We start from the raw sequence: 23,514 nt of genomic DNA, 5'->3' as shown, positions 1-23,514 counted from the left end.
GACCCCGGCATGGCTAGGCGGCGCCACGCCTCGCGCGCCGACCGGATCGGCCTGCGCGCCGCGATGGCGGACCGGCTGCTGCCCTTCGTGGTGGCGGCGATGTCCTTCCTCGCGGCGCTGGCGCTGGCCGGCAGCATCGCCGCCGGCACGCTGGCGACACACTGGCTCAGCGGTGCACAGGGGCTCATGACGATCGAAGTCGGCTCACCATCGGCGCCGGCCATCGCCGGCAACACCTCGCGTGCCGACGCCGTGCTGCGGCAGATGAAAGCGATGCCCGGCTTCAGCGATGCGCGCCGGCTTTCCGATGCCGAGTTGTCGGATGTGCTGAAACCCTGGCTCGGCTCCGCCGCGAGCGGAAACAACCTGCCGATAGCCTTGCCGGCGGTGATCGTGGTCCACGCGGAGACGGGATCGGTCGACGCCGCAACGCTTGCGAAGACCCTCGACAAGACCGCGCCGGGGACGCTGGTCGATTCCGGATCGCGCTGGGCCGGCCGGATCGCGGAGCTGACGGACAGTATCCGTGCCTCGGCGGCGGCGGTTCTTGTGATCGTGGCGCTGGTCGCAGCCTCGGTCGTCGCGGTCGCGGTGCGGGCGGGCCTTGCCCAGCGGCGGGAAGCGATCGAGATCATTCACGGGCTTGGCGCGCTGGATTCCGACATTGCCAACCAGTTTGCCGGACGCGCGATGCGCCTTGCCGGACTGGGCGGGCTGATCGGCGGCCTCGCCGCGCCGCCCGTGCTGGCCTGGGTCGGCCATCTCGCCGCAGGTCTGATGATCGCCCCCTCATCGGCGACCGGCGCGCATTCGCCGATCATGGCGTTGCCACCCGTGCTGGTGGCAACGCCCCTGATCTTCACCATTGCCGCCGCGGTGATCGGCTGGATCGCGGCGCAGGTGACGGTGCGCGGCTGGCTCCGGCAACTGACGTGAAGCCGGCCGACGACATGGGGTTGGGGCGGCCCCGCAGGCCGGCGCGGCGGCGCGCCGGCCGCCTGCGCTGGGCAATCGGCTTCATGCTGGCCGTGCTGCTGATCTGGATGGGCAGCTTCGGCTGGTTCCTCAATCTGATCGCCGCCGAACATGCGCAAAATCCGATGCCGCACGCGGATGGCATCGTTGTGCTCACCGGCGGTGCGGAAAGGGTGAAGGCCGGCCTCGAACTGCTCATGGCCGGCGCGGCGCCGCGCCTGCTGATCTCCGGCGCCGGCGAGGGCACATTTCTGGGCGACTTCACGGTGAGGGACGGGATCGATGCCAACGCCAAGGCCCGCGACATCGATATCGGTCACTCGGCCGCCAGCACACGGGGAAATGCACGCGAGACCGCGGCTTGGGCCGGGCGGTATCACATCGCCTCACTCATCGTCGTCACCGCCGACTATCACATGCCGCGCGCAATGATCGACCTCCATCGCGCCATGCCCGACGTCAGGCTCATTCCCGAACCCGTCCGCCCGCCCGCGATGACCCATCCAAGCCAGCCCCACATGCTGAAAATCCTGATGGCGGAGTTCATCAAGTATATCGCCGTGCGGCTGCATCTGGACGGCATCGCGGCCCATCGAATAGAGGCTCATGGCTGATGTTCCTGCTGGGATCACTTTTGTTCCACGCCTTTATCGTGGTGTCCGGCCTCACCGCCGGTTTGTGGGCGAATTTGCTGCTGCGCATCTCGCCCGAAAAGGTTCTGCCGTTCGGCCAGGCCTGGGCGCGCATCGCACTGCGGGCGCTGCGGGCACTCTGCGGGATCAGGATCGTCTATGAGGGGCTCGAAAACATTCCCGAAGGCCCGGTGATCCTCGCCGCCCAGCACCAGTCGGCGCTGGATACGATGATCTGGTTCACCCAGTTGGCGAAACCGGCCTATGTGATGAAACAGGAACTCAGCCGGATCCCGGTGCTTGGGCCTCTTCTCATTCCCTCCGGCCAGATCCCGCTCGACCGATCCGGCGGGGCGAAAGCGCTGCGGGATCTGACCGAACGGGTCCGTGCCGCGGCAGCGAGCGGCCGGCAGATCATCATTTTCCCCGAAGGTACCCGCGTGGCGCCCGGCGAACGGACCCGATTGCAGCCCGGCATCGTCGCGATCGCCAAGGCGACCGGCCTGCCCGTCCTGCCGGTCTCGACGGATTCGGGGCGTGCGTGGGGCCGCAACTCCATCCGCAAGCACCCTGGCATCGTACACGTCCAGGTGCATCCGCCGCTGCCGGCGGGCCTTGACCGCGCGGCGATGCTTCGCGCTCTGGAAATCATTTTTTACGGAGAGACATGCTGTGGATAACTCTGTGCGCAATTATCGGCAGTCCCTGAAGAACGTTGTGAGTAGATTTTCATAAGAATATGTTTTATAATGATTTTCATCTTATGTTCTGGTCGGTTTACGGATACCGCCGCCGATGGGGATAAACGAACGGGTCAGGTTTTCGATGGTCCCGCCACAATGGAGGACAAAAGCTGGAATTGGTAAATTTCGCCGTTTCGCTTATGTGATCCCGTTATGTGGTTGACGGACTTCAGTACACTGCTCGGCTCGGCTGCGGGCAGCCCTCCGCTTGAGATCACGACGATCATTCTCGGCACCTTCATCCTCGAAGATGCCGCGACACTGCTTGCCGCAATGCAGGTTGCCGCCGGCGCCGTGTCGCTGCCGATCGCGCTGGGCTCGCTCTATGCCGGCATCGTGCTTGGCGACATCGGGCTTTATTGGCTCGGTCGCCTGTCCGGCCGCCATCCCTGGGCGCACCGGCTGGTGCCGCAGCGCCGGCGCGATATCGGGCGGGATTGGGTGAGCGTACGGATCATACCCGTGGTTCTGGTCAGCCGCTTTATCCCCGGCCTGCGCCTGCCGACCTACACAACATGCGGATTCCTTCGCGCGCCATTTCTTGCATTCGTGGCGGCGGCGATTCTCGCGACGCTCGCCTGGACGAGCCTGCTGTTCTTTGTCAGCCTGAAGCTTGGAGCGCTGATGGTGCGCTATCTCGGCCCATGGCGCTGGGTTGGACTGGCTGTTTTCGTGGTGATCCTGATCATGGTAGGCAGGATCGCCGCACGGTGGCATGCTGACCGGATCGGAAAGGACGCCCTATGAGCGATGTCTCCCCAGCGTCGAGCGTTTCGGCGGGGTCGGCCGGGCGACGGGATGCCAGTCCCGTCTCGTTCTTCGAATTTTGGCCTGGTTTCATCTTCTATGCTCCCGTTGCGCTGTTCTGGCTGTTTCAGTCGATCAGGCACCGCAGCGTGACGCTCCCCGCGCTGACCAACCCCCGCATCGAGGCCGGCGGAATTTGCGGCGAGTCGAAGAACGATATTCTTGATCTGTGCGGCCCGGAGGCCCGGCGGTGGATTGCCCCCTATGTCGGGATCACGACGCCTGCGCATCATGGCGGGGACCTGGCAATGGCCGAAGCCGCCATGCGGCAGGCAGGCCTCGCCTATCCAGTCGTGGCGAAGCCGGACATGAGCTGCAATGGCGCGGGCGTTCGCCTCGTGGAGAACGACGCGGCTCTCGCCGCCTATCTCGCCGAGTTCCCCCGGGCAACACGTCTTCAGATACAGGCGCTGGTGCCACATGAGGGCGAGGCCGGACTGTTCTATATCCGTGATCCCGGTGCCGCACGTGGCAGGATTACATCGATCACGCTCAAATATGCCCCCGTCGTTATCGGCGACGGGCGCTCGCGCATTCGCGACCTGATCGGCGTTGACGCCCGGCTGAACGCGGTTGCCGATTTGCTGCTTGCCAAGCTCGGAGCTGGCGCCGCGCGCATACCCGAAGCCGGGGAACGGGTGCGGCTCGTTTTCGTTGGCAATCATTGCCGCGGGTCGACCTTCAAGGATGGCCGGCACCTGATCACCCCTGAACTCACCGATCGGATCGACAGGATCGCGCGCGACATTCCGGATTTCCATTTCGGCCGGTTCGACCTTCGCTACACATCCGCGAACGCGCTACGCAGAGGCGAGGGCTTCTCGATTATCGAGGTCAATGGCGCCGGCTCCGAAGCCACCCACATCTGGGATCCGCAAACCACGATCAGGGAAGCTTACCGGGCGCAGTTCTTTCATTACGGCGCCGCGTTCAGGATCGGGGCCGCGATGCGCGCGCAGGGTGTGCCACGATACGGCACCCTGCGTCTGCTCCGGGCATGGCGACGGCAGAAGGCGCTCATGGCGCTCTACCCGACCAACGACTGATCCGATTGCAAGGACGGCATGCTCGCGCCGCCGCGAGCGATGCCAGGCGCCAAACCGACAGAAATCAGCAGCGAATCCCCAGCGCTTCCAGCGTCGAACGGCTATCGCGCAGGAAGCTCTCCATGCCGATTGCAAGGGCCGCGCGCATCTCCGGCCGGTCACCCATCGCCTCCGCTGCCCAGCGTTCGATCGTGTCGCGGTCGGGCAATGACAGGCTCGCCCCTTCGACGGCCGATTCTGACCGCTCCTGTTGACGCAACACGGCAAGCGCCCCGGCCGCCGGCATTTTGAATCCGCCGCCCAGTGCCGGCACGGCGAAAGCGACAGTTTCGGTCATCGCAGTACCCGCCGCCTGGGAGGCGAACATAATGCCGTTCAACGCGCGGGCAGGTGCCGTCATCGCCCGGCCGGGCGCCGGAACAAGTACCGCCTGTCCGGTGCCCACAAGCAGGGCGGCAAGCTCAGCAGGGTTGTCGGATGCCGGCGAGGCGCCGCTCGGTCGGGCCAGGCTCAACAACTCCTCAACCGACGCCACCCCTTGCGCGAGACGAGCAAAGACCGGTTCGTAGAATGCAGGATTCATGCCGATTTCGCCCATCGGGGTTGGAATGCCTAATCGGCGTTGGGAATGCGGCAAAGCGAGACCGAGCGTCAGGCCGCGCAGAATGTCATCGCGCGCGACCATCGCGATCCGGCTTCCGCCGCGAACGTATATGTCATGGCGCAACGGCCGGCCGAGAGTGACGTCCTTGATCAGTTCGGTCATCGCCGAATCGCTGAATTTCCTGGCCATTTCCAGCGCCGCGGGAGGTAACGTCACCTCGGCGATACTATCCAGCGCATGCGAGGAGCCGACATAGCTCAACCCCGCCTTCGAGAATGCCGCCGCGACATCGGCGTGGAAGCAGGGCCGCCAGTCAGCATTCATGAACTCATGGGCAAGATACGCCGAAGGCTTGTCGGCGAGCATCTGCAACATGGCACGCGTCCGCTCATCCGTCGCCTCGCCAAGTGGCCCGAAAAGATGGCGTACGACCTCGAAACCCCGCTCGACCTGGCGGTCCGCCCGATCGGCGAGTCTGAGCCCGGTTTCCCGCACAAGGCGTTGCAGCCCCACCATGCCACCCCAGCCCGGAAGCAGGTTGTAGCTGACATGACACAAGCCGCCGGGAGCCAGCCGCCGCTCAAGCAAACGAAGGATGCCGGCGCGGACAGCATCGCTGACCCAGGTCCAGACGCCATGGAGGCTTGCCGCATCGACCTCGGGGAGTTCCGCATCGTCGAACTGGGCGAGATCCGCCTCGATAAACCGGCAATTCCGAATGCCGGCCCGTGCCGCCATTTCCCGCGCTTCAGCGAGATGCGCCGGGTTGAAGTCGATGCCGGTAACGGTCCAGCCAGGGTTTGCGACTGCCATGACCAGCGCCGTGAAACCACGGCCGGACCCTATATCGAGGAAATGAAAGGCCTCGTCCGGACCAGGCATACGCGCGTGCTGGCCCGTCAGCAGCGCCACGAGCGCCATCAGCCGCGGAGACTGTTCAACGTAATAGCCGCTGGAATACACGATATCGGTCACATATCCGTGACCCGTATTCATGCGCGCGAATCTCTTTTTGCGACCGCAATCATCACATCTACATCCTTAATCCCGATACAAAACGCTAGGCAAACCAGAGACGGACAGCAATGCCTCTACCGGCGCTGAACCAGAATTGGTTCCATTTTCCGAGACCGCGCCCCCAATGACGATATCGGGTCGATCTTGCGCGCCATGGCCGTGGCGATTCCACGATTTCCAATGTGATGCCGCGCAGCAACGAGATGAAGCATGGATGACACATATATCTCGGCGAGACCAACCAATCGCGCCGACATCATGATGAAGCGCTGAAAATGAGGGGCTTCCATGACATGATGTAAATATCCATGTCGTCCGGCAGCCGTTATGGCCGGGGTTCACTGATTTTCATGGCAAACCCGCCAGAATTCGAGCAGAGGCCGCCTATGGACCAGCTTTCCCTTATCAACACCTTTATCCGGGTTGCCGAGCGCGGGTCGTTTTCTGCCGTAGCGCGTGATTTCAACACATCGCAGCCGGTGATCTCCCGCCAGATCGCCGCCCTGGAAGACCAGCTCGGTGTCAGGCTGATTCAGCGCACGACCCGAAGACTCTCGCTGACCGAGGACGGCCAGATCTACCTTGAGCATGCGAAAGCGGTCGCCGACGCCGTCGATGCCGCCACGGCAAGCGTCGGCAGCGCCCGGAAGACCCCAACCGGGCAGGTGCGCCTCGGCGTTCCCACGGCTGTCGGCCTCTATCTTGCAGCGAGGCTTCCCGAGTTCTTTGCCCGCAATCCTGAAATCTCGCTCGACCTCAAGATGCGCGACGGCGCGTTCGACCTGATCGAGGAAGGGTTGGATCTCGTGATTTCGGTGGTCGAGGCAACGCAGGCGAGCGTGATCACCCGGGTTGTGGGGACGGCAGCCTCGGTTCTGGTCGCCTCTCCCGCCTATGTCGCCGCACGCGGCGCGCCTGACACCCCTCAGGACCTGCTGCGGCATGAATGCATCGTCTACACACGGCCCGGCGCGGATAGGGAATGGCGCTTCGCGCGCGATGGGATCGAGGAAACGGTCAGCGTGCAGGGCCGATTCCACGTCGATTCGAGCGAGGCCGTGCGCCGCGCCGCGCGAGCGGGGCTGGGGGTCGCTCTCCTGCCACGGCTGACCACGATCGACGATGTCGTCGCAGGGCGCCTGGTCACCCTGCTCGACACGTTCGTGCCGATGAACGTGAAGATCCACGCGATCCTGCCTTCGCGCCGGTATATTCCGGCGCGCACGAGGGCCATTCTCGATTTCCTCCAGGAGGAACTGGAGAAGACCCCCTTCCTGCAATCAACGGCGGGGATGGCGGGCGTTCATGCGCCGATCTTCGACTGAAGTCCTCGACCCGGGGATGCCGGGCGCGGCAGCCCCCTCAGCGGGCGACCTCGCCCTGCCGCGCCCGGCCTGATTGAACGAGAGCGAACTGCACCGGGCCATAGGTGCTGGTGAGAGCAAGGGACGGCTGGCCGGGGAGTGCTGGCGTGGCGCGCGCGAGGCGCACGCCGCCCAACGCCGACCCGAAGCCGGCCAGCAGCGCAACCGTTAACGACGCAACGGCAATGAGTTTCTGCACGATCAGTCTCCAGAGACGAATACGAATCCGAGCGACAACCTCGTCGCCCAGCCATGTTGCACTGCGATATGGCCTCGTTGCCGGGCAATGACCATGCCGGATTTCACATTTCTTTCATGAACCTGCGGGATGAATTGGCGGTTGTGCGCGGCGATTTCGCCTGGCCCCGCTATCCGCGGGCGACCGCGGGCTTGGAGCGCGTTCCGATCCCGATGGATCGGGTGTCGTGCTCTATGAGATTGATAATCAGAGCGTCTTTATCCGATCAGATGACTCCATCTGATCGGATAAAGATGCTCTAGCTCCGGCGCAGCGCCGACAGCGCGGCGTCCGCCTCATCCGGATCGAGATCGACCGCACGCTCGGCGATATCACGGGTGAAGCCGCCTCGCGCGAGGGCCGCGAGGGCCCGCACCCGTTCGCCGGGGCCGAAGGGCGGCAGGCGCCGGCGGCGCAGATAGGCGCAGGCCGCGGCGAGATCGCGCGCCGGATCTTCCGGCACCACTGTCTCGGCCAGAACCGCCTCCACCCCCTTGTCCACCAGATGCGCCAGCGTCGCCCGGCGTGACTTGCCCTGACGGATCAAGCGGCGCGCCCGACCATCCGCGAACGCCGCATCGTCGATCGCCCCCACCGCGCTCAACGCCGCAACCACCGCCGGAACGGCGGCCCGCGCCGCGCGGACAGCGGCTGCGATCGCCTCGGCCTCGAGCCCGGCCAGTTCGGCTGCCCGCGCCCAGCGATCGATCCGGCGGTTCAGAACGCGCGCAAGTCCTGCCCTTGTTGCCGCGAAACGGGCCAGATGCGCGAGCGCGCCCTCGCGCAGCGAAGCCTCGTCCGGCGGCTTCGGGAGGGGCTTGGTCGCATTGCGGGTGGCATTGGGCATATCTGCATCCTGCCATGCGGGGGTGGCAGACCGGAAGACTGCTTGACCGTCAGCGCCTGCGGGAGATAGTGCGGCGCAACAGCAAGGAGTGAACCAATGGCCAAGTCCCCCGTCCGCATCGCCGTCACCGGCGCCGCCGGCCAGATCGCCTACGCGCTCGTCTTCCGCATCGCCAGCGGCGCGCTGCTCGGCCCCGATCAGCCGGTCATTCTCCACCTGCTCGACCTGCCGCAGATGCAGGGCGCGCTCGGCGGTGTGATGATGGAACTCGACGATTGCGCGTTCCCGCTCCTCGCCGGAATGGTCGCGACCGACGACCCCAAGGTTGCCTTCAAGGATATCGACATCGCCTTCCTCGTCGGCGCCCGGCCGCGCAGCAAGGGGATGGAGCGCAAGGACCTGCTCGGCGCCAATGCAGAGATCTTCACCGTGCAGGGCCGCGCGCTCAACGAGGTCGCGAAGCGCTCGGTCCGCGTGCTGGTTGTCGGCAACCCGGCGAACACGAATGCCTATATCGCGATGAAGTCGGCGCCGGACCTCTCGCCGGATTGCTTCTCGGCGATGATCCGGCTCGACCACAATCGCGCCGCCTCAATGCTTGCCGCCAAAGCGGGCGTGAATGTCGGGGATGTCGGCAAGCTGATCGTCTGGGGCAACCATTCGCCGACGATGTATCCGGACTACCGGTTCGCCGAGGCGGGTGGCCGCAAGCTCGCCGAACTCGTCAACGACGAGGCGTGGAATCGCGATGTGTTCATTCCCACCGTCGGCAAGCGGGGCGCCGCCGTGATCGAGGCGCGCGGCGCTTCCTCGGCCGCGTCGGCCGCCAATGCCGCGATCGATCAGGTGCGTGACTGGGTCGTCGGCTCCAACGGCCGCTGGGTGTCGATGGCGATCGCGTCGGATGGCAGCTACGGCGTTCCCGAAGGCATCATGTTCGGCGTGCCCGTGACCACGCAGAACGGTGTCGTGACCCGCGTCCAGACCCTCGAGATCGACGCCTTCGCTCAGTCGCGGCTCGACATCACGCTGAACGAACTCAAGGAAGAGCGCGAGGCGATCGCGCACCTGCTGGGCTGATCATGCCCCGGGCCCTGGCGCATGCCGGGGCCCGCCCGCCGGGGATCACACGGTGAACTGCTCGCGGATGATCCGCTCCGACAGGGCCCGATCGGGGTCCGAGAGGATACGGGCGCGAACCGATCGGTCTTCGCTGGCTGCCACTGAAATCACCCGCCGGACTTCGGTAAAGTCGGCGACGGCGGCCACCGGACGTTTTTCCGATTCGAGGATTTCGAACAGGATTTCGCTATCCGACGGCAGCAGCGCGCCGCGCCAGCGTCGCGGCCGGAACGCGGAAATGGGTGTGAGCGGCAGCAGATTGGCCGAAAGCGGCACAATCGGCCCGTGCGCCGAGAGGTTATAGGCGGTCGATCCCGCGGGGGTCGATACCAGCACGCCGTCACAGATCAACTCGGCGAGACGCACCCTGCCGTCGATCGTGATGCGGATTTTCGCCGCCTGGCGCAATTGCCGCAACAGACTGACCTCGTTGAACGCGAGCGCCTCTTCCACCGCCCCGGTCGAGGTGATCGCATGCATGCGCAGCGGATGGATGTCGTTGCACTGGGCGCGGGCGATGCGCGCCGGCAGGTCGGCTTCGGCGAAATCGTTCATCAGGAATCCGACCGAGCCGCAATTCATGCCATAGACCGGAAGCTCGCGTTCCAGCATGCTGTGCATCGTCTCCAGCATCAGTCCATCGCCGCCAAGGGCCACGACCACCTCGGCTGCGTCCGGTTCCGCATCGCCATACAGCGCGACAAGCCTGTCGCGCGCGGCGAGGGCCTGCTCGGTTGACGCGGCTGCGAAATGAATGCGGGTCAAGCGAGCTTGCGGTGCTGGAGAACCGGCATATCGCGCCGCACCCTCGCCGTGCGGGCGCTGTCGATCCGTGCCGTGGCAAAGCCCGGCCCATCGGACACGCGCGCGACGACGCTGCCCCACGGATCGGCGATCAGCGCGTTTCCATAGGTCAGGCGCGTCTCGCCGCGGCCATCACGATGCGGACCAACGCAGGCTGCCGCGGCGATCCAGCACTGGGTCTCGATCGCGCGAGCGCGTAGCAGCACCTCCCAGTGATCCTTCCCGGTTTGCAGGGTGAAGGCGGACGGCACCATGATCAGGTCGGCGCCGGCCCGGCGCAAGGCGAGGTAAAGTTCGGGAAAGCGCATGTCGTAGCAGATCGACAAACCCACGGTGAGACCGCCGATCCGGCAGGTGACGACTGCATCGCCGGCTCCGTAGGTCGCACTTTCGCGATAGCCGAGCCCATCCGGCGTGGTAATGTCGAACAGGTGGATCTTGCGGTAGCGCGCGATCTCCTGTCCGTCGGCATCAAAGACCAGCGTGGTGTTGTAAAGCCGGTCGTCCGCCTGCTCGCCGATCGACCCGCCATGAACATGAAGGCGATGACGCCGGGCGGTGTCGCGCAGGAATTCATAGGCCGGACCACCGGCGGCACCCGATCCGGCGGGGGGCAGCGCCTCGGCGGCTAGTGTCTTCGCGGCCCGGTCACCGCCGAGACAGCTCCAGACCTCCGGCAATGATACGAGGCCGGGCCGGTCGGCGGCGACGGCGGCATCGATCAGCCGCTGCGCCTGGGCGATGTTGGCGGCCTTGTCTGCCCCCGGCGACATCTGAATGACGGAGAGGCGAAGCGTATCGTCCTGCATGAGCGTATCGTGCGCCAGGTGCCGTGAGCAGGCAAGCGGGCTATTCGGCCGCCCGCCGCGCGGCGAAATGGGCGGCGAGCCGCTCCACGGCCTCGTCCAGCACCGCCTCGCGCTTGCAGAAGGCAAATCGCGCATAGTGCCGCGGCGCCTCGCCCGGATAGAACGCTGAAACCGGAATGGCCGCCACCTTGGCGTGCTCGGTGATGTGCCGGCAGAAATCCGCATCGTCCCCATTGAACCCGAGCGGGGCGAAATCGGCCGTCACGAAATAGGAGCCATGGCTCGGCAGCACGCCGAAGCCGATCCGCCGCAACCCGTCCGACAACCGGTCGCGCTTCGCCGCGAGATCCGACGCGAGCGACGCGAAATAGGCATCGTCCTTGGCGAGCCCCACGGCGACCGCGCGTTGCAGATTGGGCGGCGTGGTGAAGGTGAGGTTCTGGTGCGCCCGCGCGATCACCCCGGCCAGCCGCGCCGGCGCCGTGACATAGCCGATCTTCCAGCCGGTCAGGCTGAACGTCTTGCCCGCGCTGCCGATGCGCACGCAACGCTCCCGCAGGCCGGGCAGGCTCATCAGCGGGATGTGCTTCAGCCCATCGAAAATGAGATGCTCATAGACTTCATCACATACCGCATAGCAGTCATGCTTTACGAGGAGGTCGGCAATGAAGCCGAGTTCTTCGCGGGTGAAGACCTTGCCGGTCGGTTCATCGGCGAGTTGAGCAGCAGCAGCTTTGTCTTGGGGCCGAAGGCTGCCGCCAGTTCGGCGCGCGGGAGCGCCCAGTCGGGCGGGTTGAGCCGCACCAGCTTCGCGGTGGCGCCCACGAGTTGCACTACGGGCAAATAGGTATCGTAGAGGGGCTCGATCAATACGACCTCATCGCCCGGATTGAGCAGGGCGAGCAAGCTCGCGGTGATTGCCTCGGTCGCCCCCGAGGTCACGACCACCTCCCGCGCGGGGTCGGCCTCGATCCCGTAAAAGCGCCGGTTCGCGGCGGCCACCGCCTCGCGCAGTTCGACGACGCCGGTCAGCGGCGGATACTGGTTCCGTCCGTCGTGCAGCGCCGCCGCCGCCGCCTCGATCACGTCGGACGGTCCATCCGTATCGGGGAACCCTTGACCCAGATTGATCGCCCCGTGCTCCACCGCCAGGGCGGACATCACCGTGAAGATGGTCGTGCCGATATTGTCGAGCAGTTGGTTTGGCGATTTCACGCTTGTCTCTCCAGTCTGACGGATGTCGCACTATCGCGGCACAGGGCCGCAGGGCAAGGGGTTTTGCCGAGCGGGCTTGATTTGCAGGCAATGACTGCCGTTTATTTAGGCATGAACTGTGCCGCCCCCGTAGGCACTCGGCGTGCCACTCATTTTTACCCATAACTGGCACGACGCATGCAAAAATGGCATGATATCTGCACGTAAGTCATGCCGGCCGGTGCGCGCACCAGCTCGCCGCGATCAACCGTAACAAGGAGGTGCCCGTCTCGGATCGGGCGTGAACCGGATGAAGAAAATCGAAGCGATCATAAAGCCGTTCAAGCTTGACGAGGTCAAGGAAGCCTTGCACGAGGTCGGGCTTCAGGGCATCACCGTCATGGAGGCGAAGGGATTCGGGCGCCAGAAAGGCCATACCGAACTCTATCGCGGTGCCGAATATGTTGTTGATTTTCTGCCGAAGGTGAAGATCGAGGTGATCTGCGAGGATGCCGTTGCCGAGCGCGCGATCGAAGCCATTACCAACGCCGCGCGTACCGGGCGGATCGGTGACGGCAAGATTTTCGTTTCCACGATCGAGGAAGTTATCCGTATCCGCACCGGTGAAAAGGGCGAAGCGGCGATCTGACCCTCTGTTTCAATCCATCCCTCAAACCCAACGAGAGCGGGTCCGCATGGGGCGGACCCGCACAATGACCAGCAGTGAGGACGACAATGGCGAAGAAGCCCGCCGGTAGCGGCGATGCGATCAGCAAGGTGATGGCCATGATCAAGGAGAACGGGGTCGAGTATGTCGACCTGCGGTTCACCGATCCGCGCGGCAAGTGGCACCACACCGCCCAGCACATCTCCACCATGGGCGAAGACGCCTTCCGCGACGGTATCATGTTCGATGGCTCGTCCATCGCCGGCTGGAAGGTCATCAACGAGAGCGACATGATCCTGATGCCGGATCCGGAAACGGCGGTGATGGATCCCTTCGCCGCCAAGCCCAGCCTGGTCATCTTCTGCGACATTCTCGAACCCTCGACCGGCCTGCCCTATTCGCGCGACCCGCGTTCGACCGCGAAAAAGGTGGAGGCCTATGTTCGGGCATCAGGCGTCGGCGATTCCATCCTGTTCGGCGCCGAAGCCGAATTCTTCATTTTCGACTCCGTCCGCTTCGGTACCGGCGGCAATTTCGGCACCTATCAGCTCGATAGCATCGAAGGCCCCGGGTCCTCGCTGAAGGACTACCCGGAAGGCAATATGGGCCATCGTCCGGTGGTGAAGGGCGGCTATTTCCCGGTTCCGCCGGTCGACTCCGAAAGCGACCTGCGCGCCGAGATGCTCTCGACGATGGGCGAGATGGGCCTGCCGATCGAGAAGCACCATCATGAGGTTGCCCAGAGCCAGCACGAACTCGGCACGAAGTTCGGCACGCTGGTGCAGATGGCCGACCAGATGCAGATCTACAAATACTGCGTCCACAACGTCGCCCACAGCTATGGCAAGACCGCGACGTTCATGCCGAAGCCGATCTATGGCGACAACGGCTCGGGCATGCACACCCATCAGTCGATCTGGAAGAACGGCAAGCCGCTCTTCGCCGGCAACGGCTATGCCGATCTCTCGGAACTCTGCCTGTATTACATCGGCGGCATCATCAAGCACGCCAAGGCGCTGAACGCCTTCACCAACCCGAGCACGAACAGCTACAAGCGGCTGATTCCGGGCTTCGAGGCGCCGGTCCTGCTGGCCTATTCGTCGCGCAACCGCTCGGCCTCGTGCCGCATCCCGTACACGACCAACCCGAAGGCCAAGCGCGTCGAGGTTCGCTTCCCCGACCCGACCGCGAACCCCTATCTCGCCTTCGCCGCCATGGCGATGGCCGGGCTCGACGGTATCAAGAACAAGATCCATCCGGGCGACCCGATGGACAAGAACCTCTATGATCTCCCCCCGAAGAACTTCAGGGCATTCCGACGGTCTGCGGCTCGCTCCGCGAGGCTCTGGAATCCCTCGCCGCCGATCATGACTTCCTGCTCGCCGGCGATGTATTCAGCAAGGAACAGATCGAGAGCTACATCGCGCTGAAGTGGGAAGAGGTTTACCGCTTCGAGCACACGCCGCACCCGGTCGAATTCGAGATGTATTACTCGGCCTGACCGACAGCGACGGCACGCATCGAAGGGCCGGTCCGCAGCCGCGGACCGGCTTTTTCCTGGCCCCGTCCCGATCGTGCGTAAGCGGTCGTAATTCCGCATCCCGCAGAAGCTTGATTCCCGCAGAGCAACGGCCGTTTCCCTCTGGCCGGGTGAGGCTCTATCCTGTCGCGGCCAGGCCCCGCGGATTTGACGGACAGCCGGGCATCGTCACTGACGGGAGAAACACGCGGATGGGCACAGCAGTCCTGGTTCTCAACGCCGGTTCATCGAGCATCAAATTCGGCATGTTCGAGATCGCAAGCGGCCTGCCCCGGCGCGCTCACGGCTCGATCGAGCGGATCGGCGTGGCGCCGCATTTCCAGGGATTCGACGCGGCCGGCCAGCTTCTGACCGAGCGCCGATGGGATGGCGGCGCGGCGATTACGCATGAGGACCTGCTGAAGCCGTTGCTGGAATGGGCCGATTCGCATCTCGCCGGCGATCGGCTTGCCGGCGTCGGCCACCGCATCGTGCATGGGGGGCGCGATTTCGCCGCCCCCGTCACGCTTGATGAGACCATTGTTGCGGCGCTGGCTGCGCTTGTTCCCCTCGCCCCCCTGCACCAGCCCCATAACCTTGCGCCCGTTCGCGCCATCGCCCGCCTGCGGCCCGGCCTGCCGCAGGTCGGCTGCTTCGATACCGGCTTTCACTGCGCGATGGGCGCCATCGCAACGCGCCTTCCCCTTCCCGCGCGCTACCACGACGCTGGCGTTCGCAGATATGGGTTTCACGGCATTTCCTATGAATACATCGCCGGGGCGCTCGCCGCGGCAGCGCCCGCCCGCGCCGCCGGCAAGGTTATCGCCGCGCATCTTGGCAACGGGGCCAGCGCCTGCGCGATGCTGAAAGGCCGGTCGGTCGAGACGAGCATGGGTTTCACGGCGCTGGACGGGCTGATGATGGGCACCCGGCCCGGCACGCTTGATCCTGGCGTGGTGCTGTACATGGCCGAGCAGGAACGGCTGGACCCGGCCGCGATCAGCCATTGCCTGTATCACGAATGCGGCCTGTTGGGCGTCTCGGGCGAGGCGTCGGACATGCGCACCCTGCTGGCGAGTTCACGCCCCGACTCGCGCCTGGCGGTCGAGTTGTTCTGCCATCGGGCGGCTCGCGAAATCGCCGCATTGAGCGTCGCTCTTGGCGGTCTCGAAACGCTTGTCTTTACCGCCGGCATCGGTGAGCACGCGCCGGAAATCCGCGGGAAGATCAGCGCGCGACTGGGCCATTTCGGCATCACCCTCGATGATGCCGCCAACCGGCGCAACGCGCCGGTCATTTCGGCGGCTTCCTCGGCCGTCCAGGTGCGCGTGATCCCCACCAATGAGGAAGCCATGATCGCGCATCACACCGCCACCCTGCTGCGCGGCTGATCGGCTCGATTGCCACCAAAACGTCATCCAACGCGCAGGCCCTCTGGTCTAGAGCGGTCCGCGGCGGCCGCGCCCTGACCGGCGCGGCCGATTCATCCGTGCAGCCGCAGGTTATGCGGCACGGCAACAAAGGAGTCCCTGAATGAAACGCGTAGCCCTTCTGGCCTGTTCGGCGCTTGTCGCCGTCAGCGCCGCGGCTTTTGCCGCGCATGGCCAGGAAGTCGTCACCCAGCCCGCCGCTCATGGCATTGTCAGCAAGATGATGGACAAGCCGCAGCCTGTGCTGAGCGACGCGGAAATGACCGCTCTGGTCCGCCACAAGATCAAATACGTCTTCGTGCTGTATCAGGAGAACCGCTCGTTCGACTCCTATTTCGGCACCTTCCCCGGCGCGGACGGGCTCTATTCGCAGCCGGCCGCCAAGACCCCCGGCTTCGTGCAGGAGCTGGTCAATACCGATGGCAGCACGACGACGATCTCGCCCTTCCGCATCGGCCCGAAGCAATATGCGTGGGATACCGACGACATCGACCATTCGCACGGCCGCATCATCGCCAAGATGGACGTCGTCGCCGGCAAGCCGCTGATGGACAAGTTCGCCGTCACCGAGGAGAAGAAATACTCGCCGTCCGGCAATCCCTCGCTCAAGGCGAAGCAGTTCGGCGAACTCGCGATGGCCTACGAGGATTGCGACACGGTGCCCTTCCTGTGGCGCTACGCCAGCCGCTTCGTGCTGTTCGACCATGTCTTTCAGGATATTGCCGGCCCTTCGACGCCGGGCAACCTGTCGATCTTCGCCGCCCAGACCGGCCTGACCCAGTGGGCCCTGCATCCCAACGAGGCAACCGGAACCTACAAGGGCGGACCGACCGCCACGAACGCCGCCGGCGGCAAGATTTCGGAGGCGGGCGCTGGCGTGCCGGTTGTCACCGACGACGATCCGCTCTGGGGCTCGCCGCTCGACCCGCACCCTGCGGTGCCGGCCAATCCACATGACTTCGCCAGCCCGCACGGCACGCATGTGCAGATCAACCAGACCTACGCCTCGCTGGCGCTGACCACGGCGGGGAAGACCATCAAACGGGAAACCGCGCGCGACACCGACCCGGATACCGATCTTGCGGATGTCCGGCAGGATGTTGCCTATCTCGCCGCACACGGCCAGAAGCCGGTCGGCTGGGGCTGGTACGAGGAAGGCTATGGCAAGGATGCCGGCGACAGGCACGCTGGCCCGACCGACGCCCAGGGCATGCACGCCGCCTACATCACCCATCACAACGGGCCGCAATATTTCGGATACGTCGCCAACAATCCGGCAGAACGCGATCATCTGCACGGCGCATCGGCGTTCTATACCGCGCTGCGGAGCGGAGCCCTGCCGGCATCCGGCGGCGTGTTCTATCTCAAGGGCGGCTTCCGCAACGACATGGGTCTGACCCCGGACAACCCGGATGCCAAGGCGCGCAAGAACTTCGTGGGTGACGATGATCATCCCGCCTATTCGGATGCCCAGATCAGCGAGGCATTTGTGGCCAAGGCGGTAAACGCGATCGCGAGAAGCAAATACTGGAAGCACGCCGCGATCATCATCACCTGGGACGATTCCGAGGGCGATTACGACCATGTGCCGCCGCCGGTGGTCATCGACGGGCCGGATCACAAGCCGCTCACCTTCGGCCCGCGCGTGCCGCTCATCATGATCTCGCCCTATGCGCGGGTACACCAGATCTCGCACGCTGTGGGCAGCCAGGCCTCGGTCGTGAAGTTCGTCGACAAGGTCTTCGGCCTGACGCCGCTCGCCCGCCTGCCGGACGAGATGAAAGGCCGCAGGCTCGGGCAAAAGGAATTCGGCGAGGCCAATATCGGGCCGGCCGACGCGATCACGCCCGATACCTCCGACCTGATGACTGCGTTCGACCCGGCACGGCTCGAAGGCCAGGCGCGCGCATTGCCGCCGAGCTACGCGATCATCCCCGATCACGACCTCACGACCCTGCCGCAATTCGGCGGCAATGGCTGCAAGGTGGACGGCATTGTGCCGACGAATATCACCAAGGGAATCCGGAACAAGATCCCGGCCGACTTCAATCCGCTGCCGAAGACCAATCCGTCCACCTGAGCGCGAACGCCCTCACCAACGCATCGCCCGATCGGACATCATCGTCCGGTCGGGTGTATTTTTGGGCCGCTTGCCATCTCACGAGTCGTGGGTCGATAGTGTCGTCTCCTGCATCCTGGCTGGGGGACCTCCCGATGAGCTATCACATCTCGAAAACGACCGGTCTCGGGTTCGACGACGCCGTTGCAGCGACGGTTGCGGCACTGCAATCCGAAGGCTTCGGTGTTCTCACCGACATCGACGTGGCGGCGACCATGCAGGCCAAGCTCGGTGCACCGTTCCGGCCGTATCGCATTCTCGGCGCCTGCAATGCTGATTCCGGGCTCAATTCGCCCGGGATTCCGAGATTAACTCGCCCGGGATTCCGGGAATTATTCGCCCACCTATTCCGAGATTAATTCGCCCACCTGTTCCGACTTTTATTCGCCCAGGCGGGCGGGGTTGGCCGGGTTGGCTTGAGGTCTCTGCTGGCTGGTTCAGGTTCCCTCCCTTTGGCTGATCGAGGGAGCGGATGAATGCCAGTGGAGCGGATTGCGATGCGCGATGTGCGCGAGATTGTCAGATTGAGGATGGCGGGGCTTTCGACCCGCCAGGTGGGGATCCGGGTCGGGGTTGCGGCATCGACGGTGCGCTTGACGCTGCGGCGACTGGAGGCGGCCGGGCTCGATGGGCCAGGGGCTCTGGCGCTGTCCGAAGCGGCATTGGAAAGGCGCTTGTTCGACGGCGCGGTGGGCAAGCGGCCGGGGCATCGACGTGTGGATGAGCCGGACTGGGGGCGTATCCGCCGCGAGTTGCAGCGCAAGCACGTGACGCTGTCGATCCTGTGGGACGAGTATATTGCCGAGCACCCGGATGGGTATCGCTACAGCCGGTTCTGCGAGCTCTACCGGAGCTGGGAAGCCCGGCTACCGGTGACGATGCGCCAGACCCACGCATCGGGCGAGAAGCTGTTCGTCGATTATGCCGGCGACACGGTGCCGGTGGTGATCGACCGGCTCACCGGCGAGACGCGTGCGGCCCAGATCTTCGTCGCCGTTCTCGGCGCATCGAGCTTCACCTATGCTGAGGCGACCTGGACCCAGACCCTGCCGGACTGGATCGAGGCGCATAATCGCACTCTGGCAGCAATTGGCGGCGTGCCGGCGCTGCTGGTGCCCGACAACGCCAGGGTCGCGATCATCCGCGCCTGCCTCTACGATCCACAGGTCAACCGGACCTACACCGATATGGCGCGCCATTACGGCACGGCCATTCTCCCGGCGCGGCCGCGGCGGCCGCGTGACAAGGCGAAGGTCGAGGTGGCGGTTTTGCTGGCGGAGCGGTGGCTGCTGGGCAAGCTGCGCAACCGGGCATTTTACGGCCTCGCCGAACTGAATGCCGCGATCGCTGAATTCTGCCGCTGGCTGAACGAGGAGCGGGTCGTCCGTCGCCTGGGGGCGACAAGACGGCATCTGCTGGAAACACTCGATCGTCCCGCGCTGAAGGAACTGCCGGCCGAACCCTATGTGCTGGCGCAATGGCGGCGCCGGCGGGTCGGCATCGATTATCACGTCGAGATCGAGAAGCATTTTTACTCCGTCCCCTACCGGCACGCCCGCGCCGAGGTCGAGGCCCGGTTCACCGTGCGCACGGTCGAGATCTTTCTCCGTGGCGAACGGATCGCCGTGCACGCACGCAGGCCGGGTAACGGCAAACACACGACGATCGCCGAGCACATGCCCTCGAGCCACCGGCGTTATGGCGACTGGACCATCGCACGGATCCATCAGGAAGCCGCACGGCTTGGTCCCTCGGTCGCGACACTCTGCACCCTGATCCTCGAACGCCGGCCTCATCCGGAGCAGGGGTTCCGCGCCTGCATCGGCATCCTTCGCCTGGCCCGCAGTGTTGGCGCCGACCGGCTCGATGCCGCGGCCGAGCGCGCGCTCACCATCGGCACCCTGACCTACGGCTCGGTCAAATCCATCCTCGATAACCGGCTGGAGCGAGCCGCCGGCACCGCCAGTCCCGATCCCACCCCGATCCGCCACCCCAACATCCGGGGCGGCGGATATTTCCACTGATGACAAGGAGAAGCCTCATGCTGAACCATCCGACCCTCGATCAGATCCACCAGCTCGGTCTTGCAGGCATGGCCCGCGCGTTCACCGAGCTGCACGCCAATCCCGAAACCCCCAGCCTCAGTCACGCCGAATGGCTCGGTCTTCTGCTCGACCGCGAGATCACCGTCCGACGTGACAAGCGGTTGAGCACAAGGCTGCGCCATGCCAGGCTGCGCCATGACGCTGCAATCGAGGATGTCGATTACCGGAGTGCCCGCGGCCTCGATCGGGCTCTGTTCCAGAAGCTGATCCAGGGTGAGTGGATCGACGCGCACGACAATCTCGTCCTGAGCGGGCCGACAGGGGTCGGAAAATCGTGGCTGGCCTGTGCCCTCGGTCACAAGGCATGTCGCGATGACAGGACCGTGCTCTATCAGCGCGCCCCCAAACTCTTCGCAGAACTCGCGGTCGCCCGCGCCGAAGGGCGTCACGGCCGGATGATCCGCACCCTCGGTGCCGTCAATCTACTGATCCTCGACGACTTCGGCCTTGCTCCACTCGACGCCGGCGCCCGTCACGACCTGCTCGAGATCGTCGAGGATCGCTACGGCCGCCGCGCCACCATCATCACCAGCCAGATCCCCCCGGCGCATTGGCATGAGCTGATCGGCGATCCGACCTACGCCGACGCCATTCTCGACCGTCTGCTCCACAATGCCCACCGCATCGAACTCACCGGCGAAAGCCTGCGCAAGATCCGCAAGCAAACCCCAAAAACCGCTTGACCCAACGAGAACAGGAGAGCAACGAAATCAACAGCCACAGAGACCGCTACCCGGGCGAATAAATCTCGGAATCCCCGGGCGAATAAACGTCGGAATCGTGGGCGAATTAAAATCGGAATCCATGGGCGAATTCTCCGGAATCCGCACCTGCAACCCGCGCATGGCGCACGAGGCGCTGAAACTGGAAGACAAGGTCGGCACCCTGCTGCCCTGCAATGTCATCGTCCAGCAGCACGATGACGGTTCGGTTGAAGTTTCGGCCATTGATCCCGTCACCTCGATGCAGGGAATCGGGAACCCCGACCTTGGCCGACTTGCCGGCGCCGTGCGCGAGATGTTGCGCAATGCGGTCAATCGCATCGCCTGAACCTGGCATACGCGCATCGTGAGCTTTGCCCTGCCCCGTTTGGGGATCGTCATTTTGACCTTCTTCTTTGCCGGGATCGTGAAGGGGATTCTCGGTATCGGCATGCCTGTCATTACGATGGGGGTTCTGGGCGCCATACTCAGCCCTGCGGAAGCCGCATCGCTGCTGCTGGTGCCATCCTTCGCAACCAATGTCTGGCAGTTTCTAAGTCACCGCGGCGCCGGCAGGGCGCTCGCGCGGTTCTGGCCGATGATGGCCGGCATCCTCATCGGCGCGCCGCTCGGCACCGGCCTGATCACCGGTCAGGATGCGCGACCGGCCGCGGCCGCCCTTGGTGTCGTGCTCATGGTCTACGCATTTCTGGGACTGACGCATCCAAGACTGCGCGTGCCGGTGGGCGCGGAGCGATGGGCAGGCCCTCTGGCTGGCCTTGGCGCCGGTCTGCTCGCGGGCGCGACCGGGGTATTCGCCATTCCGACCATTCCCTATATCGCCGCTCTCGGCCTTGAGCAGGATGCGCTGATCCAGGCCCTCGGACTGATCTTTTCTGCCGCGTCTCTTGCGCTGGGCGCGGGCCTCGCCTTTCATGACGCGCTGCCCGCGACCTCGCTGGGCATATCCGCCATCGCCCTGGTGCCGGCCCTCGCCGGGATGAAGCTGGGCACACGGCTACGCCGGAAGGTTCATCCTGACCGCTTCCGCATCCTGTTCCTTTGCGGCCTGATCGTGCTCAGCGTGTTCATCATCTGGCACGCCGTCTCGGGTGCTGCGTGACCTCGGGCAGATATCGCGGCGCAGATCACTCGGCTATCCCGCTCGCGCAGCGCTCCACAGCACTTTCCGATCCATCCGGATCGGATGCAGTGCTCTATGATAACGATAATCAGAGCATCTTTACCCGATCGGATGACCCCATCTGATCGGATGATGCTCTAACATCGCGGCGAACGCGTCGAGGATTCGATCAACCGCCTGATTGCGATAGGCGAACACCGCCTCCCGCTCGGGGTGCACCAGCATCGCCGCATTGGCTTCGAAAACGAGAATTCGCCCGTCTGGAAGGATGGAAAAGTCGATTCCGGCATAATCGAGATCGAGACGACGGCCGATCGCGCTGACCGCCTCGAACGCCGCGGAACCCAGCGCTGTGACCGGATCATCGAGAAAGCGTGCTTCCTCGGCCCTTCGTGCCGGATCGAGATCCATCCCGGCGGTCCAGTAATGCACCATCCAGTGCGGCCCGATCGCGAGATGATAGGGGTAGACCTGCCGGTCGACGAAAATCATCCGGTATTTTCGATAATATCCATCCTCACTCCGGTAATCGATGAACTGGCTGAGATATTTGTCGCCCGCTTCGCGCGACGCTTCGGTCAGCTGTTCCGCGGTTTCCACACGCCGCAATCCATGGCCGCCATGCGTGCCCACAGGCCGGATCAGCGCCGGCAGGCCGATGCTGACAGGAATCTCGTCCGCGGCGATCCGCAGCACCGGCGGCACGACGAGACCGTCGATCCCCGCGAGCAGCGCAGGCAACGCTGTGCGACCGGTGCGCATGACCGCCTCGGGCCGGTTCATGATGGGCCGCCCGCAAGAGATAAACCCGATTGTCGCGCCATCCAGCGGTGGCATCAGGTCGGCCTCGCCGATCGCATTGAAAACCAGGTCGTGCGGCGGCAGCTGGGGAAGACTGTGCATCGAGTGGTCAATGAACCACTCGGCCAGCGTGTAGCGGGCATGCGGCAGCAAATGCTCGATCGGCAGGCTGGCTTCGGCGAGGCAGGTAAGCACCAGTACGCGCAATGAGTCTGGCGGCCCCGGATGAAGAAATACCGGTCCATTCCGGAACGCGATCTCACGATGCCGCGCGGCGGACTCTGGCTCGCTGCCGGCCAGCAGCACGGCAAGCGTGCGATGGGCGTCGATCAGGTCGGGGTCGCACCGCAACGCTCCACGTGCCGCTTCGATCGCCAGGGCGGTCTGCCCGAGCCGCGCCCGTGCCGACCCCAGATTGGCAAGCGCACGGCCGCTCGTATCATCCGGCGCCGCGCGCGCGAACCAGATGGTTGCCTCTTCAAGCCGCCCGGTTTCGGCAAGGCAGTTTCCCAGCGCAACCAGCACCGGGGCTCCCGTCGCGCCGGCAGCAATGGCGGCGGCAAATTCCCGCACCGCAGGCTCGAACCGGCCAAGCGCGCGCAATGCCCGCGCATGGACGAGGAGAACGCCGGGATCCGCGGTATCGGTGGCCGCCCCGGCAATCGCGAGTGCCGCCTCAGGGTCTCCCGCCTCAAGCAAGGCCGAAGCATAGGCAACGACGATTCCAGGCTGGCGGGGATGAGTTGCGTGGAGATCACGATAGATACCGACCAGATCGGTCGCACCATCCACTACGGCGACGTTCATAAAGAAACTTTGGCACGAT

Annotated in this window: 21 protein-coding genes and 2 pseudogenes; 16 read left to right on the top strand and 7 right to left on the bottom strand. The window is 64.8% G+C overall.

What is annotated here, in order from left to right:
• The first annotated feature begins 9 nt into the window (after positions 1-9).
• The 5 genes from ACIDOCELLA78_RS84675 (at position 10) to ACIDOCELLA78_RS84655 (ending at position 4,203) form a co-directional block, all read left to right on the top strand.
• Positions 10-936, top strand: coding sequence for an ABC transporter permease (locus ACIDOCELLA78_RS84675; RefSeq protein WP_201727997.1), 927 nt, complete (start codon positions 10-12; stop codon positions 934-936).
• Between the two features lie 83 nt (positions 937-1,019).
• A complete protein-coding gene (locus ACIDOCELLA78_RS84670) occupies positions 1,020-1,589 on the top strand; it encodes a YdcF family protein (protein ID WP_249675192.1) in 570 nt (189 codons plus the stop codon).
• A complete protein-coding gene (locus ACIDOCELLA78_RS84665; RefSeq protein ID WP_201727995.1) occupies positions 1,589-2,287 on the top strand; it encodes a 1-acyl-sn-glycerol-3-phosphate acyltransferase in 699 nt (232 codons plus the stop codon). Before ACIDOCELLA78_RS84670 ends, ACIDOCELLA78_RS84665 begins: the two co-directional genes overlap by 1 nt.
• A 216-nt stretch (positions 2,288-2,503) precedes the next feature.
• Positions 2,504-3,097, top strand: a complete 594-nt coding sequence (locus tag ACIDOCELLA78_RS84660; RefSeq protein ID WP_201727994.1) for a DedA family protein — start codon at positions 2,504-2,506, stop codon at positions 3,095-3,097.
• Positions 3,094-4,203 (top strand): D-alanine--D-alanine ligase, encoded by a 1,110-nt coding sequence (locus tag ACIDOCELLA78_RS84655; protein WP_201727993.1) that lies wholly within the window; start codon positions 3,094-3,096, stop codon positions 4,201-4,203. Before ACIDOCELLA78_RS84660 ends, ACIDOCELLA78_RS84655 begins: the two co-directional genes overlap by 4 nt.
• Before the next feature lie 64 nt (positions 4,204-4,267).
• Here ACIDOCELLA78_RS84655 and ACIDOCELLA78_RS84650 read toward each other — a convergent pair whose 3' ends face one another.
• Positions 4,268-5,728 (bottom strand): class I SAM-dependent methyltransferase, encoded by a 1,461-nt coding sequence (locus ACIDOCELLA78_RS84650; RefSeq protein WP_249675189.1) that lies wholly within the window; start codon positions 5,726-5,728, stop codon positions 4,268-4,270.
• A gap of 446 nt (positions 5,729-6,174) precedes the next feature.
• Between ACIDOCELLA78_RS84650 and ACIDOCELLA78_RS84645 the strand changes: the two genes are divergently transcribed.
• Complete coding sequence (locus tag ACIDOCELLA78_RS84645; RefSeq protein ID WP_307850868.1) at positions 6,175-7,149, top strand: LysR family transcriptional regulator; 975 nt, start codon at positions 6,175-6,177, stop codon at positions 7,147-7,149.
• 37 nt (positions 7,150-7,186) lie between these two features.
• On the opposite strand, the gene ACIDOCELLA78_RS84640 is transcribed toward ACIDOCELLA78_RS84645, so the two are convergent.
• Together ACIDOCELLA78_RS84640 and ACIDOCELLA78_RS84635 are read right to left on the bottom strand one after the other, a co-directional pair.
• Entirely contained in the window at positions 7,187-7,387 is a 201-nt protein-coding gene (locus ACIDOCELLA78_RS84640; protein ID WP_249675187.1) for a hypothetical protein, read from the bottom strand.
• A 298-nt stretch (positions 7,388-7,685) separates the two neighbouring features.
• Positions 7,686-8,273, bottom strand: a complete 588-nt coding sequence (locus ACIDOCELLA78_RS84635; protein ID WP_201727990.1) for a RecX family transcriptional regulator — start codon at positions 8,271-8,273, stop codon at positions 7,686-7,688.
• Between the two features lie 96 nt (positions 8,274-8,369).
• Here ACIDOCELLA78_RS84635 and ACIDOCELLA78_RS84630 point away from each other — a divergent pair, with 96 nt between their 5' ends.
• Positions 8,370-9,353, top strand: a complete 984-nt coding sequence (locus ACIDOCELLA78_RS84630) for a malate dehydrogenase (RefSeq protein ID WP_201727989.1) — start codon at positions 8,370-8,372, stop codon at positions 9,351-9,353.
• A 45-nt stretch (positions 9,354-9,398) separates the two neighbouring features.
• Here ACIDOCELLA78_RS84630 and ACIDOCELLA78_RS84625 read toward each other — a convergent pair whose 3' ends face one another.
• From ACIDOCELLA78_RS84625 to ACIDOCELLA78_RS84615, 3 genes and pseudogenes are all read right to left on the bottom strand, one after another.
• Complete coding sequence (locus ACIDOCELLA78_RS84625; protein WP_201727988.1) at positions 9,399-10,160, bottom strand: NAD kinase; 762 nt, start codon at positions 10,158-10,160, stop codon at positions 9,399-9,401.
• The gene (locus ACIDOCELLA78_RS84620; RefSeq protein WP_201727987.1) at positions 10,157-11,008 is read right to left on the bottom strand and encodes a carbon-nitrogen hydrolase family protein; all 852 of its coding nucleotides are present in this window, start codon (positions 11,006-11,008) and stop codon (positions 10,157-10,159) included. Before ACIDOCELLA78_RS84620 ends, ACIDOCELLA78_RS84625 begins: the two co-directional genes overlap by 4 nt.
• Positions 11,009-11,048: 40 nt before the next feature.
• Positions 11,049-12,223 (bottom strand): annotated as a pseudogene (locus ACIDOCELLA78_RS84615) (aminotransferase).
• A gap of 289 nt (positions 12,224-12,512) precedes the next feature.
• Between ACIDOCELLA78_RS84615 and ACIDOCELLA78_RS84610 the strand changes: the two are divergent.
• From ACIDOCELLA78_RS84610 to ACIDOCELLA78_RS84570, 9 genes and pseudogenes are all read left to right on the top strand, one after another.
• Positions 12,513-12,851 carry a P-II family nitrogen regulator gene (locus ACIDOCELLA78_RS84610; protein WP_012040513.1) on the top strand — a complete coding sequence of 113 codons (339 nt, stop codon included), beginning with the start codon at positions 12,513-12,515 and terminating at the stop codon, positions 12,849-12,851.
• A gap of 86 nt (positions 12,852-12,937) precedes the next feature.
• Positions 12,938-14,370 (top strand): annotated as a pseudogene (gene glnA, locus ACIDOCELLA78_RS84605) (type I glutamate--ammonia ligase).
• Positions 14,371-14,600: 230 nt separating this feature from the next.
• Positions 14,601-15,779: an acetate/propionate family kinase gene (locus ACIDOCELLA78_RS84600; RefSeq protein WP_201727986.1), complete on the top strand. Its 1,179-nt coding sequence runs from the start codon at positions 14,601-14,603 to the stop codon at positions 15,777-15,779.
• 142 nt (positions 15,780-15,921) lie between these two features.
• Positions 15,922-17,898 (top strand): phospholipase C, encoded by a 1,977-nt coding sequence (locus ACIDOCELLA78_RS84595; RefSeq protein WP_201727985.1) that lies wholly within the window; start codon positions 15,922-15,924, stop codon positions 17,896-17,898.
• 134 nt (positions 17,899-18,032) lie between these two features.
• On the top strand, positions 18,033-18,296 hold the full coding sequence (locus ACIDOCELLA78_RS84590; protein ID WP_201727984.1) for a DUF302 domain-containing protein: 264 nt from the start codon (positions 18,033-18,035) through the stop codon (positions 18,294-18,296).
• Between the two features lie 138 nt (positions 18,297-18,434).
• Entirely contained in the window at positions 18,435-19,961 is a 1,527-nt protein-coding gene (gene istA / locus ACIDOCELLA78_RS84585; protein WP_201727680.1) for an IS21 family transposase, read from the top strand.
• Between the two features lie 17 nt (positions 19,962-19,978).
• Complete coding sequence (gene istB, locus ACIDOCELLA78_RS84580; RefSeq protein ID WP_201727488.1) at positions 19,979-20,725, top strand: IS21-like element helper ATPase IstB; 747 nt, start codon at positions 19,979-19,981, stop codon at positions 20,723-20,725.
• A 121-nt stretch (positions 20,726-20,846) separates the two neighbouring features.
• Entirely contained in the window at positions 20,847-21,092 is a 246-nt protein-coding gene (locus tag ACIDOCELLA78_RS84575) for a DUF302 domain-containing protein (RefSeq protein ID WP_201727983.1), read from the top strand.
• A gap of 54 nt (positions 21,093-21,146) precedes the next feature.
• Positions 21,147-21,866, top strand: coding sequence for a sulfite exporter TauE/SafE family protein (locus tag ACIDOCELLA78_RS84570; protein ID WP_201727982.1), 720 nt, complete (start codon positions 21,147-21,149; stop codon positions 21,864-21,866).
• Positions 21,867-21,986: 120 nt separating this feature from the next.
• On the opposite strand, the gene ACIDOCELLA78_RS84565 is transcribed toward ACIDOCELLA78_RS84570, so the two are convergent.
• Complete coding sequence (locus tag ACIDOCELLA78_RS84565; RefSeq protein WP_201727981.1) at positions 21,987-23,495, bottom strand: tetratricopeptide repeat protein; 1,509 nt, start codon at positions 23,493-23,495, stop codon at positions 21,987-21,989.
• Positions 23,496-23,514: the final 19 nt, after the last annotated feature.

Source organism: Acidocella sp. C78 (assembly GCF_907164655.1).
This window is presented reverse-complemented; position numbering and strand designations above follow the sequence as displayed.

Coding starts and splice junctions, on each gene's coding strand:
- ACIDOCELLA78_RS84590 (WP_201727984.1), top strand. CDS start 18,033: ATGAGCTATCACATCTCGAAAACGACCGGTCTCGGGTTCGACGACGCC.
- ACIDOCELLA78_RS84610 (WP_012040513.1), top strand. CDS start 12,513: ATGAAGAAAATCGAAGCGATCATAAAGCCGTTCAAGCTTGACGAGGTC.
- ACIDOCELLA78_RS84630 (WP_201727989.1), top strand. CDS start 8,370: ATGGCCAAGTCCCCCGTCCGCATCGCCGTCACCGGCGCCGCCGGCCAG.
- ACIDOCELLA78_RS84620 (WP_201727987.1), bottom strand. CDS start 11,008: ATGCAGGACGATACGCTTCGCCTCTCCGTCATTCAGATGTCGCCGGGG.
- ACIDOCELLA78_RS84565 (WP_201727981.1), bottom strand. CDS start 23,495: ATGAACGTCGCCGTAGTGGATGGTGCGACCGATCTGGTCGGTATCTAT.
- ACIDOCELLA78_RS84635 (WP_201727990.1), bottom strand. CDS start 8,273: ATGCCCAATGCCACCCGCAATGCGACCAAGCCCCTCCCGAAGCCGCCG.
- ACIDOCELLA78_RS84665 (WP_201727995.1), top strand. CDS start 1,589: ATGTTCCTGCTGGGATCACTTTTGTTCCACGCCTTTATCGTGGTGTCC.
- ACIDOCELLA78_RS84650 (WP_249675189.1), bottom strand. CDS start 5,728: ATGGCGCTCGTGGCGCTGCTGACGGGCCAGCACGCGCGTATGCCTGGT.
- ACIDOCELLA78_RS84575 (WP_201727983.1), top strand. CDS start 20,847: ATGGGCGAATTCTCCGGAATCCGCACCTGCAACCCGCGCATGGCGCAC.
- ACIDOCELLA78_RS84655 (WP_201727993.1), top strand. CDS start 3,094: ATGAGCGATGTCTCCCCAGCGTCGAGCGTTTCGGCGGGGTCGGCCGGG.
- istA (WP_201727680.1), top strand. CDS start 18,435: ATGCGCGATGTGCGCGAGATTGTCAGATTGAGGATGGCGGGGCTTTCG.
- ACIDOCELLA78_RS84670 (WP_249675192.1), top strand. CDS start 1,020: ATGCTGGCCGTGCTGCTGATCTGGATGGGCAGCTTCGGCTGGTTCCTC.
- ACIDOCELLA78_RS84600 (WP_201727986.1), top strand. CDS start 14,601: ATGGGCACAGCAGTCCTGGTTCTCAACGCCGGTTCATCGAGCATCAAA.
- ACIDOCELLA78_RS84595 (WP_201727985.1), top strand. CDS start 15,922: ATGAAACGCGTAGCCCTTCTGGCCTGTTCGGCGCTTGTCGCCGTCAGC.
- ACIDOCELLA78_RS84645 (WP_307850868.1), top strand. CDS start 6,175: ATGGCAAACCCGCCAGAATTCGAGCAGAGGCCGCCTATGGACCAGCTT.
- ACIDOCELLA78_RS84660 (WP_201727994.1), top strand. CDS start 2,504: ATGTGGTTGACGGACTTCAGTACACTGCTCGGCTCGGCTGCGGGCAGC.
- istB (WP_201727488.1), top strand. CDS start 19,979: ATGCTGAACCATCCGACCCTCGATCAGATCCACCAGCTCGGTCTTGCA.
- ACIDOCELLA78_RS84675 (WP_201727997.1), top strand. CDS start 10: ATGGCTAGGCGGCGCCACGCCTCGCGCGCCGACCGGATCGGCCTGCGC.